Raw genomic sequence first — 15194 nt, forward strand, 5'->3', positions numbered from 1 at the left:
TTAAAGGAAGAATGAACGTAGGATAGTGGCTGCTACAATTAAAAAGATACAGGCTCCAAACCAACTAGCAGCAGTTTTACTGGTATCAGGATCTCCACTGCTGAATTTGTTGTAAACCTTGACACCACCAATCAATCCTACAACAGCTCCGATAGCATAGATCAGTTTCGTTGCAGGATCAAAATAGGACGTGACCATTTGCGTAGCTTCAGTGATTCCTGCAGAACCGTTTCCTTGGGCATTAATACCCAAACCAATAAGCATAAGAAATGCTGTGAACATGATTTTTTTTCTTTGTCTTTTCATAATGAATAGATTTTTATGATTATGAAACCCATGCTTTATGGGTCTTGAGACAAAGGTGTTTGGAAGAAGAGATTTAATTAAAGAAATGAGATTTTAGGGAAGTATTTGGCATTAAAATTCTCTGAATGTTACATTCTAAAATTCATGTTGTGATGTACTTTATGAAACTTTAGTTATTTTTGCTAAAAACTAAAAACACATGTACATATCGAGACTTTCTCTTCGAAATTTCAGAAATTTTAATTCGGCATCATTAGGTTTTACAAAAGGAGTCAATACTATTATCGGTGAAAACGGAGCTGGAAAATCAAATCTTTTCCATGCATTAAGAATAATGATTGATGATAGTATGCCTAGGTCAATCAGATTTTACGAAAATGATTTCAATCGTTCTATCGGAAATTGGGCTGGACACTGGATAGTAATTCAAATAATTTTTGATGATTTAGATAATGGCGAGGAGGCTCAATCAATTGCAATGCATAAAATGGCAGATGCTGAAAACTTTGATAGTTCAAAGGGAACATACTCTTTATTTTTTCGTCCCAGAATCGACATTAGACGAAGTTTGTTTGAGTTTTCAGAAAAAGAAGGTAAAACGAAGGAAGAATTATCTGAAATTTTGTCACAGATAAGTTTAAATGATTATGAAACTGTCTACACTGGAAGAGGAAGTATTGATTTTTCAATAGATGAGAATTATTCATCATTTGTTGGAGATTTTGAATCGATGACATTTCCAGATCCTGATGAGGAAAAAGTGGACGTTTATGGAATTAAAATGTATGGAATATCGATACCTAATGAATTTGCATGCACTTTTGCTAAGGCTTTAAGAGATGTTGAGGCAGATTTAAGATCATTTAAAGATAATCCCCTTATAAATCTTTTAAGAGATAAAGAAAAGAATATTCCAATTGAGAAAAAAAGCGAACTAGAAAATCAGGTTGAAGAGTTGAATAGCTCAATTTCAGCATTAGATGAGGTTAAAAGTGTGTCATCAGGTATTTCACAAACTATGAGGGATACTGTTGGAGAAACTTATGCTCCAAATGTAAATATCAAGTCCGAGCTTCCTGCCAATATGGAGAGGTTGTTACAGTCTCTAAAACTATGGGTAGGAGACCCTGATGAAGAAGATTATGACGGAAGGCTTGGAGAGTTGAGCTTAGGTGGAGCTAATTTAATATATATATCACTTAAATTATTAGAGTTTGAAAGAATTAAAAAAAATGAAAAAATTGCTAATTTTATTCTGATAGAAGAACCTGAAGCACATATTCATAATCATATACAGAAAACACTTTTCCAAAAATTAGATAAGGACAGTACACAGGTCTTTATTTCTACTCACTCTACACACATATCTTCTGTATCAGCTATTAGTTCAATAAATATTCTCGCAAGGGGTAAGAAAAAGGCTGAGGTTTTTAATCCTTCTAATAATCTTGAACCTAATGAGGTTATCAAATTAGAAAGATATTTGGATGCAAATAGAACTAATTTGTTATTTGCAAAAGGAGTTATATTGGTTGAAGGTGACGCCGAACATATTTTAATTCCGGTATTAATAAAGAAGGTGTTGGGTGTTAGTTTAGATGAATTAGGAATCTCTATAATAAATATTGGAAGTACTGGTTTTGAAAATATAGCTCAACTTTTTCATGAAGATAGGGTAAGGAGAAGATGTAGTATTCTGACTGATAATGATATTTCCATAGTTCCTTTGCCAAAAGATAAAAAAGATGATGATCAATATCAGAGAGATTGTCGTAATTCAGAGATTTCCGGAGAAGATAGAAAGAAAGATCTAGATGGTTTCTGTGAAAATAATGATTATGTTAAAGCATTTTATGCAAAACATACATTTGAGGTTGATTTTTTATTGGAGTATAATTCTCATGAAATAAAAGTGACGGTTAAAAAAGCCTATAAACAAAAGAAGAATATTGAAAGTATTGGGTCTCTTATTGATAATGATAATGTTGCAATTTCAGGAAAGGAGATTTTAAGACTTGCGGAAAAATTTGGGAAAGGATGGTTTTCAATTATGATTTCAGAAAATATAAATCATCTCACATATATTCCTCAATACATCTTGGAAGCATTGATATTTGCTTGTCCAAACATTAAAAAATCTATTCTTATTTATATCGCAAAATACAGAATTAGTCAACTAGTAGATGTCCATATTGATAAATTAAATTACTCTGAAATCTCTGCAAATCTAAGTGCTTTTGATGATGAAACAGAAGCATTAGACTATTATAAAAAAGAATTACAAAATGATGTTTTATCAGAAATAATGGTTTTAATAGATGCTTAAGGGATTAAATAAACAACAAATTACAGCTATTGAAGCTGCGGGAAATGTTTTATTAACAGCTTGTCCAGGAAGTGGTAAAACAAGAACATTAACACATAAGATCGCGTATGAACTTGAAAAAAGTTTTAATTCTAAAAAGATCATTATTGCTGTAACATTTACTAATAGGGCAGCTGATGAAATTCAGCGAAGAATTAGAGATTTCAATATGGATGATAGTGCTTTATGGGCGGGTACAATTCATGCCTTTTGTTTGGAATGGATAATACGACCATATAGATGCTATCTGGATGAACTTAAAAATGGATTTTCAATATCTGATGAGTATAATTCAGAAAAAATTATTAATGATCTAAAAACAGAGTACGGATTACGTTTTTTTGACAATGTATCTACTAGATATTTGCTTACTGGTGAAAAAGAAGAAGTTGTGTTTAGAGAATTATTAGATAAATATCATGAAATTTTAGCTAAGGATAAACTAATAGATTTTGATCAAATTTTGCATTATTCATATAAGCTAATTTCAACCTATCCAAAAATTGCTTCGATTTTAAAAAAAATGTTTCATTTAATTTGTGTTGATGAATATCAGGATACACAGCAATTACAATATTCGATTCTTAGTAGCATAATGAAAGCAGACAGAGGAAGTTGTAAAATGTTCATTGTCGGAGATTCTGATCAGGCAATATATGGATCTTTAGGAGGTGTTGCTAAAAATCACAAGGAAATAGAATATGAGTTCCAAGAAACTTTTCTGAGTAAAGAATTAACTGGAAATTATCGCTCAAATCAGCAAATAATAAATTATAATAAAAACTTTCAAATTACTGATGTCGAAATTCTTGCACTGGGATCAAATGCTCAAGATAGAGCTATCATAAAATATGATACAGAAGTAGATAAAGATGATCTGGTAGTAGAAATTGCTCGGATTATTGAAGAGAAAATAGGTGAAGGTATACCAGAAAATGAAATCTGCGTACTTGCACCCAATTGGTATTTAGTAATACCAATGGGAAGAAGATTAAAGACTTTATTGCCAAATGTGAAATTTGATGCGGTTGGTCTTTCGCCATTACAGAAAAATAGAGAAAATATTTGGTTTAAAATTGCTAGACTTTTTCTTGTTTCTCCTTCACCCACAAACTTTATTATAAGAAAACGGTGGAGCAGTGAACTGTTACTAGAACTGGAAAGTTTTGGAATAACACTATTTGAAAATCTTAACTTTAGGTCAAAGAAATTATTAAAAGTTATTAATACTATTTCTTCTACTAATACAGATGGTATAGAGCATCTTGAAGATTGTTTTAGTCAGCTACTTGATAGATTACAAATTAATTTAGTTTCCAATAAATTGCTAAATGAGCAACTTACTTCGTTTATTGACGGAGCAAAAAAAAGATTGAATAATCCTGACTTTGATATGGCTAAAGATATTCATAGTTTTCGTAAAATGTTCAAACATGAAGAAGGTGTTGTCGTAAATACTTGTCATGGTATAAAAGGAGAAGAGTTCGATACTGTTATTGCATTTGGGTTACTGCATGGTAAAGTGCCTAATTGGAATGAAAATAATGATATTGCTGCAAAAAAGCTATTATACGTAATATGTTCAAGATCTAAAAGAGCTCTATATTTATTTTCGGAAACAGGAAGAACTACACAGTCTGGTAGATCGTACTGTCCAACAAATCAATTGACTACGGTTGTCTATAATTACGACTAGTTCATAGCAAACCATTAATATTAAAATTACTTGTCGAACCTTTTGTTCCTGTGCAGTCAAAACCCTTATCCAATAGCTCAGCTATTTTATGGGAAGTATTTTCGATAGAATTTTCTAGTAGGGCATATAAATCGGTTCCGTATATTTTCTGAACTACAGCTACTGCTGTTTCTTTTTCAGATATATCACAGACTTCTTGTTGTAAGATGATCTTTGCAGTGCTCAGTTCTTCGAAGGTAACCCCTTGGGCAAAACCATTGTCCTCGTTTATAATTCTATATTTTTTCCATTCTTCTTCCTCTTCAATAAAATTAGGTTCATTATTAAAAAACCTTTCCGGTTCTTCCTCTAGATTTTGAATATAGATGTTTTCGTTTATATCGTATTCTATGTCTAAAGTCGCTGGGTCAATTTCAAGTTCCTTTTTTTGTCTTTCAATGAGAGAGATTGGAGGCACATGACTTGGAAATGTTTTAGCTTTACCCATAATGTTATGAGTGTTATGAAGGACTTTCTTATCCTCTTTTGAAGAGCTTGAAGCTGGCTTAAGAATAATTTTATCATGTAGAAGTAACAAGATTATTGTGACTAAGCATATAACAATGACAGTTTCCATAACTTACAGTATTGGTTTAAAATGTTGGTTAAAATAATCGGTGATGTCATTTCCATAATCCAAGAAATGTTGTTCTAGAATATTATCAATGTAAGAGTAAAGCGTTGTGCGGTCTTCTCTTGTAAGCTGGACAATTCTCAACAGTCTTTCATGGTATTCAGGTCTTATGTAGACAACTTTGCCATTACGACCTGAAGGAAATCGATTGATCAAGAATGTATCTTCATAGGTTCCTTTTTTGGTAGAATTAATTTTTGATTTTTCCTTAGATTTTTGAATAGGTGGTTCTTTTTTTTGATCTTTTGTTTTTAACGTTGCAAGTTCTTCACCACTGATGACCTGCATTAAATAATCTTCATCTACATGAGGTTTTTCATGCTCTATATTTTCTTTTTCTATAGCCATCATTCTCCTTTTATAATTGTATGATTTGTAAAAACTCTTCAATAAACAAATTCATTTTTGTAGCTTTTAAAAGATGTGATTCTGCCGGTAACAAGCTGGATCTGAAAATACTATTATTCATATCATCAGATTCTTTACGGAATTTTTTGCTTTCCATAATCCTAATATTCATAATGTTAAGCTGGAGTTCTATAATTACCTTTTCATAAATGTCATATAATCCTGTTTTTTCACGTCCATCAGTCTGATTCCAGAACAACCAAATGGATTGTTGTCTGCTGTCATTTTCTGTTTGTGGTAATCCTAAAAAGGCTTTAGTAAATCCTAAAGTACTCTCTACAACCAGACGGTCAGCAGTTAAAGGAGCAAAGATAAAGTCCATAGCTTTTAATGTAGTGAGGACACCCTTTGTGTTAGCAGTTCCGGGGAGATCAAAAAATATAATATCAGGAACAATAGTCGTTTGTTGTAAATAATCTGATGCGGATTCCAATGCTGTATCTGCTTTTGATCTAATAATAGGATATGCTTTTTTGTTAAGGTGTTGAAACTGCTTCATGGCTGCCTTTTTGTAATAATCATTCACCATGATTGCCTTTTTATCACGCTCTCTCATATTACTTAAGCTATATTGTGGAAAATCACAATCTATAACCAGTATATTATACTCTAAACGGTAGTGAAGCATACTCGCCAGGAGGGTTGTGATAGTTGATTTTCCAACACCCCCTTTTTGTGTAGAAAAACTTATTTTCAATGTTTTCTTTATTGTTTCCATTTTGTGAAATTTGATTGTTATTTTCTTTATTGCTTGTTTTTATACGTTTATTATTTCTTAGTAGGTATGTTTTTTTACCTGTTATAAACTTATTTGTATACTTTGAAATATTGTTAATTGTCTGTATGAACTTAGGTTTTGTAAGTGGTACTGTCGTTTTTAAATATTTAAAAATGCTTTTACAGTTTTACATTTTTATTTCTTGCTTTTTTTACTACTTGTTTTAAATAATACCGTAAATAAAACACCTTTTGATATCAATGTTTTCAGTAGGCACTCTCTGGTATTTTATGACGCTATTTGGAAACTATGGAAGTTATGAAGGGGGGCAAATAGACCTTAAATTACACTATGGATAAATCGGAGAGAAACCCAGTTTTTCCGTGACATCTAAAAAATAATTTATAACTGCTCAAGCAGTTTTATCAGCTGTGTTTATAGTGTTCACCTGAACACGGCAAGTTGTGTTTTGAGTGCCTCAAAACAACTTGCCCTGCCGGGAGCTTTAAAACACTCTCCAAAGTCGAGGTTTATAACTGTTAAAATAGAAATCTAATGGATAATCAGAAAAAAAACAATAGAAATAAAGGAGGAAGAAAACCTAAGGTTGATCCCTCTATTCATCGTTATGTTTTTCGTTTGAATGATGATGAAAATAACAAATTTTTGTCCCTTTTTGAAGCTTCAGGAATCGATAATAAAGCTCGATTTATTACTTCTGTACTATTTTCCAAAGAGATTAAAACAGTAAAGATTGACAAAGGATCTGTTGATTTTTATATGAGACTTACTTCCTTTTATTCTCAATTCCGAGCAGTCGGTGTTAATTATAATCAGGTTGTCAAATTATTATATACTCATTTTACCGAAAAAAAAGCCGCTGCATTTTTATATCGATTGGAAAAACAAACTGTTGAACTTACTATTTTATGTCGGAAAATCATTGAATTGGCAAATGAATTTAACTCAAGTCATCATAGAAAATTGAAAGAAAATGATCGCTAAAATTGGACGAAGCAGCAAGTTATATGGTGCATTGGCTTACAATCATCTTAAAGTTGAGCAGGGAAATGCAATCATATTATTTACCAATAATATGATTGAAACTCCAGACAATAAATATACAATACCAAAGCTGATTGAATCGTTTGAACCTTATTTAGCGGCCAATAAAAACACAGAAAAACACACACTGCACATATCACTTAATCCCGATCCGAATGATAGAGTAAGCGATACGGATTTTGTAAAGATGGCAGAAGATTACATGAATGAAATGGGCTATGGAAAACAACCCTATATTGTATTTAAACATACCGATATTGACCGCAGCCACATTCACATAGTTTCAGTAGGTGTGGATGAATATGGTAAAAAAATCTCAGATAAATTTGAGAAAAAAAGATCAATGGAGATATGTAGAAAGCTGGAAAGAAGTTATAATTTGCTATCAGCAACAAAGCAAAAAAAATCTGAAAATAAGCTGATTTTTAGTCCTGTTGATTATCAGGCAGGTAATAGTAAAAATCAAATAGCTTCTGTAATTCGAAATATAGCTGATTATTATTCATTTAAAACGCTGGGAGAGTACAATGCTTTGCTTTCACTTTTTAATATTAATGCTGAAAAAATTGAGGGTGAGTTGCATGGAAAACCACAGCGAGGTTTAGTCTATTTTGCATTAGACAAAAATAAGCAAAAGATTGGGCATCCCTTTAAAGCTTCAATCATGGGTAAAATGGCGGGACTGAACGCCTTGGAATCACACTTTTTGAAAAGTAAAGAACTTGTGCTAAACTCCTCTAATAAATCTGAAATAAAAGCAATTATTGATGATGTTTTGAAATCCAGTAATAATGAAAGGGCTTTTGTTGAGAAAATGAGAGCCAAAGGTATTAATACTGTGATACGAAGAAATGAAACTGGAAGGTTATATGGCATTACATTTATAGACCATAATTCCAGAACCGTCTGGAATGGATCAAGTCTCGGAAAACAGTATTCAGCCAACATATTTAATGATCTTTGGAAGAATCAACAAACCCATAGAAAAAGTTCCGATTTAAAACAGCAGGAATCTCAATCTGTTCCGACAGATAAGTTCTTCTCTGCTGAAATCCATTCTTTATTTGGGTTTTTGAGTAGTGAAAATAATAATAACATCTATAACGATGAAAATTCATTGCCTGGGTTTTTACCAACGGTGCAGGGTGAAGATCACGAAGACGAAATTTTTGCACAACAAATGATGAAGCGGAAAAAGAGAAGAAAACGATAAAATGGTAAATAAATCTATCCTTCTTTTGCTATTAGAGCCTGCACTTTTCGCTGCAATTCTTTTTTGTCTGGTAAGTATAGCTGGTATTTTGAAACAAATATTTTATTGGAAATTCCACCCGTTGCATATTCTACCAAGACTTCATCTTTTTCTGCGGAAAGAATAATTCCTATAGGTTCATTGTCGTCCACTACATTTTCTTCTGATTTGAAGTAGTTAAGGTAAAGGTTCATTTGACCAATATCATGATGCTCGACCTCTTTGATTTTTAAATCAATAAGAATAAAGCATTTTAGAATACGGTGATAAAATACCAAATCAATATAAAAATGCCTTTTCCCTAACGATATTTTGTATTGTCTGCCAACAAACGTAAATCCTTTTCCTAATTCAAGAAGGAACAATTGAAGATTATCAATGATTTTCTGTTCCAATGCTTTTTCAGTAACCATATTTTCTTGTGGAATCTTTAAAAAATCAAGAACATAAGGGTCTTTTACAGCCTCTTCTGCATCTGTAATAATATGCCCAAGTTCAGAAAGTTTCAGGACTCCTTTTTTATCTTTACTCAAGGCAAGGCGTTCATACAGCGAAGACTTGATCTGACGGTCAAGTTCTCTGTAACCCCAATTCTCAATTATTGCCTGTTTTTCATAAAATTTTCTGGAATTTTCATCTGATATAGCTAACAATGTGATGATATGGGTCCAACTTAATTTGGCAGGCACTGCCTGCCATTTTGGATAAGCCAGATAAAAACGACGCATATCAAGTATATTACGCCTGCCAAATCCTTTGCCATATCGCTGTTTCAAATCTTTGGAAAGTACTGCTAATAAATTACTTCCGTATTCAGCTCGTTCCTCACCATGCTGTTCATACTCCACAATGTGCCTGCCGATTTCCCAATTGGATTTCACCAATTCACTGTTGATGGCTCGCACAGCATTTTGCCTTGCCGTTTCTATAGTTGAACCAATGCTGTTAAGTAGATTATTATAATTTGATTGTAGTGTATTCATCTTGATTTGTTGTAATGACAAATGTAAATATTTTCAATAAAGAGCAGGTCATTCAAATGCGTCTAAATTATATTTTAAACAATGCCAATGATAGACAAATGATGCCAATAATAGCCTTTGATATTTTCATGAACTGATGACTTCTACATTCATTCCTGAACTTAAAATTATATCATATGCAGGGTGAAGACGACTTAAGGGGACTTGCTAAAATAATGGGATTTATGAGAGCTGTAAGCATTGTAATGGTACTTATGCATCTATACTGGTACTGTTATCACACTTTTCTAGAGCAAGGTTGGACATTGGAAATTGTCGATACAATACTCACTAATTTTCAAAAAACTACCGGATTGTTTTCTTACCCAATCTATACCAAAGTTTTTGCCTTGGTATTATTGGCTTTAAGCTGTCTTGGAACCAAAGGAGTGAAAGATGAGAAAATTACATGGGCAAAAATTAGTAAAGTATTAATCATTGGCTTTCTGTTGTATTTTTTGAATTTTCCTTTATTGAAACTGAACTTGTTTCCAGGGACAATTCTTTATTTTATTTCAATCTCTGTCGGATACATTTTTCTCATGGTGGGTGGATTATGGATGCACAGACTATTGACCAATAACTTAATGGAAGATGTTTTCAATAATGAGAATGAAAGCTTTGTGCAGGAAACAAAGTTAATGGAAAATGAATATTCCATCAATTTACCCACTAAGTTTTATTACAACGGAAAATGGAATAAGGGGTGGATAAATATTGTTAATCCTTTTAGAGCTACTATTGTTTTAGGAACACCTGGATCCGGAAAATCCTATGCTATTGTAAACAATTTTATTAAGCAGCAGATTGAGAAAGGCTTTTCTATGTACATCTATGATTTTAAGTTTGATGATCTTTCGAATATTGCTTATAATCATTTATTAAAACACTATGATAAGTATAAGGTTAAACCAAAGTTTTATATAATCAATTTTGATGATCCGAGAAAAAGTCATCGTTGTAATCCCTTACATCCTAATTTCATGACAGATATATCTGATGCTTATGAAGCCGCCTATACTATAATGCTGAATCTAAATCGCAGTTGGATACAGAAACAAGGAGACTTTTTTGTAGAGTCACCCATTATTTTGTTGGCAGCGATAATTTGGTTTTTAAAAATTTATGAAGATGGTAAATACTGTACTTTTCCTCATGCCATTGAACTACTGAATAAAAAATATTCAGATGTTTTTACCATTTTAACTTCTTATCCTGATCTTGAAAACTATCTGTCTCCGTTCATGGATGCGTGGCAGGGTGGTGCACAGGATCAACTCCAGGGACAAATTGCCTCAGCTAAAATTCCTTTATCCAGAATGATTTCTCCACAACTGTATTGGGTGATGACCGGTGATGACTTTTCACTAGATATTAATAATCCAAAAGAACCTAAGATTTTATGTGTTGGAAATAATCCGGACAGACAAAATATTTATTCGGCAGCATTGGGGTTATATAATTCCCGTATCGTAAAGCTGATTAATAAAAAAGGACAGCTGAAAAGTTCTGTGATTATTGATGAACTTCCTACTATTTATTTCAGGGGACTGGATAATCTGATTGCAACCGCAAGAAGTAATAAAGTAGCAGTATGTCTTGGATTTCAGGATTTCTCTCAGCTGACAAGAGATTATGGTGACAAAGAAAGTAAGGTGATTCAGAACACCGTGGGAAATATTTTTAGTGGGCAGGTGGTAGGAGAAACCGCAAAAAGCCTTTCAGAGCGTTTTGGAAAGGTTTTACAAAAGAGACAAAGCATGACCATTAACAGAAACGATAAATCTACTTCTATATCTACTCAACTGGACAGTCTGATACCAGCTTCAAAAATTTCAACATTAAGTCAAGGAATGTTTGTAGGAGCAGTATCTGATAATTTTGATGAACGTATTGAACAGAAAATGTTTCACGCTGAAATCGTTGTTGACAACGAAAAAGTTTTAGAAGAAATAAAAGGATATCAGAAAATCCCGGAGATTTTATTTTTTACAGATTTGCAGGGGAATGATAATATGAAAGAGATTATTGATTATAATTATAAACAGATTAAAAGGGATGTTATTTTGATTATTGAAGATGAATTGGAAAGGATTAAAAATGATCCTGATTTGCAGCATTTGGCTTTATGAAAAATTTTAACTTAAAAAAGTTTCATTAAATTTGAGCAAAATAATAACCAAGAAATGAAGAGCTTTCTCTAGATAGTTCTTACTAAAAATTTTACTTAATAGAATGTCAAAATTTAAGCTATTAGCTATTCGCCCTTTAATAGGATGTGACAAAAGGTTTTTGAAAAACTTAACTTCTGGTCAGATTTATCCATTGTATCATAATTACTCTTATTATAATTCTACTAAAAATAAGATAAAGACATCCTCAAATGAGGAAATTCGATATATATCATTTGATGAATCTCCACCTAATATTTACAATACTAAAACAGCAGATGGGCATAAGATCGATATTAATATTTCGGCTATTGCAGGTAAGAACGGAAGTGGGAAAAGTTCAATAGTAGAACTTTTTTTTGCATGTATTTACCTTTACTGTACGAATAAAAATATATTAGAGCCTAATTTTAATAGTTTAGAAAAGAACTCAAAAAAATTAAAGAAACAGCTTTTAAATAAAGAAAAGCAACAGTCAAAAGTTAACAAGCACAGGGATAATTTAATTAAAGAGTTAATAGGGGTAGATGGGAGACTAAATATAAAATCCTTTGATTCTATTAAAAATAAAATCAAAGATTTTTCGAAACTCGAAAATGATTTGAAGGAATTTGATCCGAATATAAATTTTCAATTAAAAGACATTACAAATCAACAAAGTGAAATAGTCGATTTTAATCAAAAATTGAAGGCTGAAATTTATTATCAAATTGATGATCAATTTTATTGTCTTCATCTTAACTATGATAAAAAAAATGATAAGAATACTTGTGAGATTATAACCATTTCTGACTTAAATAATCAAAATTTTAGGTCAAAAAAGATGAATGTTAAAGCTGAAGAATTTGCCAGAAATTTTTTCTATACCATTGCTATCAACTATTCTCATTATGCTCTAAATTCATTTCATATCGGAGGATGGATAAAGTCGTTATTTCATAAAAATGATGGCTACAAGACTCCTATTGTAATAAGTCCAATGAGGACAGATGGAAACTTCGACATAAACTCTGAAATTAGTTTTGCCAAATATAGATTACTTACAAATAAACTTCAAGAATATAATAGCGGTAAAAGAGATAAAATATATATAGCGGAAAACCATTTTATAGATAAGGTAGTTTTCACCTTAAATTGGCGTAAAGTTAATGCTATTCCTAAAAGAGTTCGTTTTAGAATGAATAAAATGTTGGGAACTGCTCGGGATATGAATATGTTAAATACTTTTTTGTCAACTTATTTGAACTCCGAAGAGCTTATTAAATTTGCAAGTGATTTTCCTTTAAAACAAATTATAAGTAATTACCTAATTAACAAAATCAATTCAATTCCGGAAAAGTATCCGTGGTTTGGTAAAGGATATCATTTTTCAAGTAATACCAAGCATTTAGAAAATGATGAATTTTTTGATTTACTTAAAAAAGATAAAAGTCATGTCACTTACAAATTAAAGCAAACTATAAATTTTTTAAAAAGATCGTTAAATGATAATAAAAACGGTTTTGTAATTAGTAGAGAGCAACTTGACAGGCGCGCAAATATAAGATTTGAATTTACATTGGAGAGCCTTATTGAGTGGATGGGAAATCAATCGGGAAGGGAAATTATGGCTAATCTTCCACCCTCATTGTTTGATATAGATTTTAAGTTGGCAAATGGAACAGATTCTAATTATTTATTTAGCGCTTTAAGTTCTGGTGAGCAGCAGTTAGTGCATACAATTCAATCTGTAATCTATCATCTTAATAATATTCAATCTGCACATTTAGGAGAAGGGGAAAGATTAAAATATAACAATGTAAACATTATTTATGATGAGATTGAGTTATATTTTCATCCTGATTATCAAAGAAGATTTATTGCAGATTTATTAAAAGAATTTGAACGTTTTTATATTGGAGGTAACACAGGAGTCGAATCAGTAAATATAATACTACTCACACATTCACCTTTTATTCTCTCTGATATACCTAGTAATAATATTTTGTTATTAGATTCTGATAAAAGAAAAAGATCTATTCCTAAAATACCAGAATCTCAAACTTTTGCAGCTAACATTAATGAACTTCTTGCCGATAGTTTTTTTCTTAAAGGAACTTTAATGGGGAAACATGCTGAAAATAAAATTACAGAGTCAGTAGAAAATATCAAAAATAATAATACTGATTATATTGATAATGCCCTATTTGATATGGTAGGAGATTCATTTTTAAAAACTAGTCTGGAAAACTTTAAAAAAAGGCAATATGATCAAAATACAAATAAGTGATATTGATACTTTTAAAAGTGATTATTTGTTAAAGATTAAAGAAGATATTGTTAAACGAATAACAAATTTAAACTATGCAGTTAGTCATTTAAGAGATCCTGATCATATTAATGATAATGAAAGATCTAGTGCCAAACATAGTACTAAACACATTATTGATTTAATTAGAGATAAAGTAATTGATATAAAAGATCTTAAAGTAGCAGAATATAAAAATACATTATTAAATTATAAAAACGGGGGAGAAGTTATGGATACTGATTTGGAACCTCTTTCCGTATTTCTTGATTACTTATTAGATGATACAAATGATTCTTTAAAAGATTTATTAATATGTGCACCGGAAGATTTATTCACTAACAACACCAAGCTTTTAGATGATTTTAATATTAATGAAGAAATATATATTAAAATCCTTAAACATGCTTTTTTATATGATAGTGATATTGGCGGAAAAGTTAGACAATTTTTTCACGAAAAAAATATTACGGAGTTTTGCCCATATTGTAATATTTCTAGAGCATTTTATAGTGTTAATCCTGTCACAGGAAAAATTGCGGATCAGCATCAATTAGATCATTTTTTTGATAAAGCTACATATCCATTGTTATCATTATCATTATTTAATTTAGTTCCTAGTGATTCAGTATGTAATACAGCTAATAAACATGAAATACATTTTTCGGATGAATTACATTTAAATCCGTATATATCTGGGTTTAAAAATGATATGAAGTTTGAACCTCTTATGGATGAATTTGGAAAGGAGGTTTTGGGAATTGATATTAAATTAAAAATTGATAGAAATTCATTACGTTGGAAACAGCTAATTGGAGATCAAGATGAAATACATTTAGCTCCAAAGCACGGGAATATTAATGTTTTTCAAATTCATACAAAATATAATGCAAAGAGTATTTATGCCCAAACGTCAGGCTTAATACAAATGTTTCGTGATTTAGCTACAAATGAAAAATCAATAAGGGATATTTTAAATTCAATTCAAGAAGATGAGCAAGATAACTATGAAAATTTTAAATCTTGGTATGAAAAGTATGCAAGAGGGCGATTTCATCAAAAAAATTTTGGAGAATTAGAACATTCTAAACTTTATAGAGATCTATTGGATTTTGTTTTTGAAAACTATCCGCAAAATTTTCACGAAAGTGTAAATGATATTCTTACAAATAGTTATCTTCCGGAATGTGGAGGTGAATGATTTTTTATAACATAATAAAAGGTAGTAATT

The 15194-nt window shown here is 31.1% G+C and carries 12 protein-coding genes; 7 read left to right on the top strand and 5 right to left on the bottom strand.

Going from position 1 to position 15194, the window contains the following annotated elements; all coding sequences use genetic code 11:
• Positions 1–306 (bottom strand): DUF4134 domain-containing protein, encoded by a 306-nt coding sequence (locus tag JOE44_RS01740; protein ID WP_089696771.1) that lies wholly within the window; start codon positions 304–306, stop codon positions 1–3.
• Between the two features lie 199 nt (positions 307–505).
• On the opposite strand from JOE44_RS01740, the gene JOE44_RS01745 reads away from it, so the two are divergent.
• Positions 506–2632 carry an AAA family ATPase gene (locus JOE44_RS01745; protein ID WP_209784066.1) on the top strand — a complete coding sequence of 709 codons (2127 nt, stop codon included), beginning with the start codon at positions 506–508 and terminating at the stop codon, positions 2630–2632.
• Complete coding sequence (locus JOE44_RS01750) at positions 2625–4367, top strand: ATP-dependent helicase (RefSeq protein ID WP_209784067.1); 1743 nt, start codon at positions 2625–2627, stop codon at positions 4365–4367. Before JOE44_RS01745 ends, JOE44_RS01750 begins: the two co-directional genes overlap by 8 nt.
• 1 nt (position 4368) lies before the next feature.
• Here the strand turns inward: JOE44_RS01750 and JOE44_RS01755 are convergent, their stop codons facing one another.
• The 3 genes from JOE44_RS01755 to JOE44_RS01765 are packed head-to-tail and all read right to left on the bottom strand — an operon-like array spanning position 4369 to position 6166.
• The gene (locus tag JOE44_RS01755) at positions 4369–4983 is read right to left on the bottom strand and encodes a conjugal transfer protein TraD (RefSeq protein WP_209784068.1); all 615 of its coding nucleotides are present in this window, start codon (positions 4981–4983) and stop codon (positions 4369–4371) included.
• A 3-nt stretch (positions 4984–4986) separates the two neighbouring features.
• The gene (locus JOE44_RS01760) at positions 4987–5388 is read right to left on the bottom strand and encodes a DUF3408 domain-containing protein (protein WP_209789043.1); all 402 of its coding nucleotides are present in this window, start codon (positions 5386–5388) and stop codon (positions 4987–4989) included.
• Between the two features lie 10 nt (positions 5389–5398).
• Positions 5399–6166 (bottom strand): ParA family protein, encoded by a 768-nt coding sequence (locus JOE44_RS01765; protein WP_209784069.1) that lies wholly within the window; start codon positions 6164–6166, stop codon positions 5399–5401.
• Positions 6167–6721: 555 nt separating this feature from the next.
• On the opposite strand from JOE44_RS01765, the gene mobA reads away from it, so the two are divergent.
• Complete coding sequence (gene mobA / locus JOE44_RS01770) at positions 6722–7171, top strand: conjugal transfer protein MobA (protein WP_209784070.1); 450 nt, start codon at positions 6722–6724, stop codon at positions 7169–7171.
• The gene (gene mobB, locus JOE44_RS01775) at positions 7161–8444 is read left to right on the top strand and encodes a conjugal transfer protein MobB (RefSeq protein ID WP_209784072.1); all 1284 of its coding nucleotides are present in this window, start codon (positions 7161–7163) and stop codon (positions 8442–8444) included. Before mobA ends, mobB begins: the two co-directional genes overlap by 11 nt.
• 14 nt (positions 8445–8458) lie before the next feature.
• Here mobB and JOE44_RS01780 read toward each other — a convergent pair whose 3' ends face one another.
• Positions 8459–9466 (bottom strand): PDDEXK nuclease domain-containing protein, encoded by a 1008-nt coding sequence (locus tag JOE44_RS01780; protein ID WP_209784073.1) that lies wholly within the window; start codon positions 9464–9466, stop codon positions 8459–8461.
• 176 nt (positions 9467–9642) lie between these two features.
• Here JOE44_RS01780 and mobC point away from each other — a divergent pair, with 176 nt between their 5' ends.
• The 3 genes from mobC (at position 9643) to JOE44_RS01795 (ending at position 15164) form a co-directional block, all read left to right on the top strand.
• The gene (gene mobC, locus JOE44_RS01785; RefSeq protein ID WP_209784074.1) at positions 9643–11637 is read left to right on the top strand and encodes a conjugal transfer protein MobC; all 1995 of its coding nucleotides are present in this window, start codon (positions 9643–9645) and stop codon (positions 11635–11637) included.
• A gap of 103 nt (positions 11638–11740) precedes the next feature.
• The gene (locus JOE44_RS01790; RefSeq protein ID WP_209784075.1) at positions 11741–13945 is read left to right on the top strand and encodes a hypothetical protein; all 2205 of its coding nucleotides are present in this window, start codon (positions 11741–11743) and stop codon (positions 13943–13945) included.
• Positions 13923–15164, top strand: coding sequence for a hypothetical protein (locus JOE44_RS01795; protein WP_209784076.1), 1242 nt, complete (start codon positions 13923–13925; stop codon positions 15162–15164). Before JOE44_RS01790 ends, JOE44_RS01795 begins: the two co-directional genes overlap by 23 nt.
• The last annotated feature ends 30 nt before the right edge of the window (positions 15165–15194 follow it).

The sequence above is a fragment of the Chryseobacterium sp. PvR013 genome, from assembly GCF_017833095.1.
GTDB classification, from domain to species: domain Bacteria; phylum Bacteroidota; class Bacteroidia; order Flavobacteriales; family Weeksellaceae; genus Chryseobacterium; species Chryseobacterium culicis_A.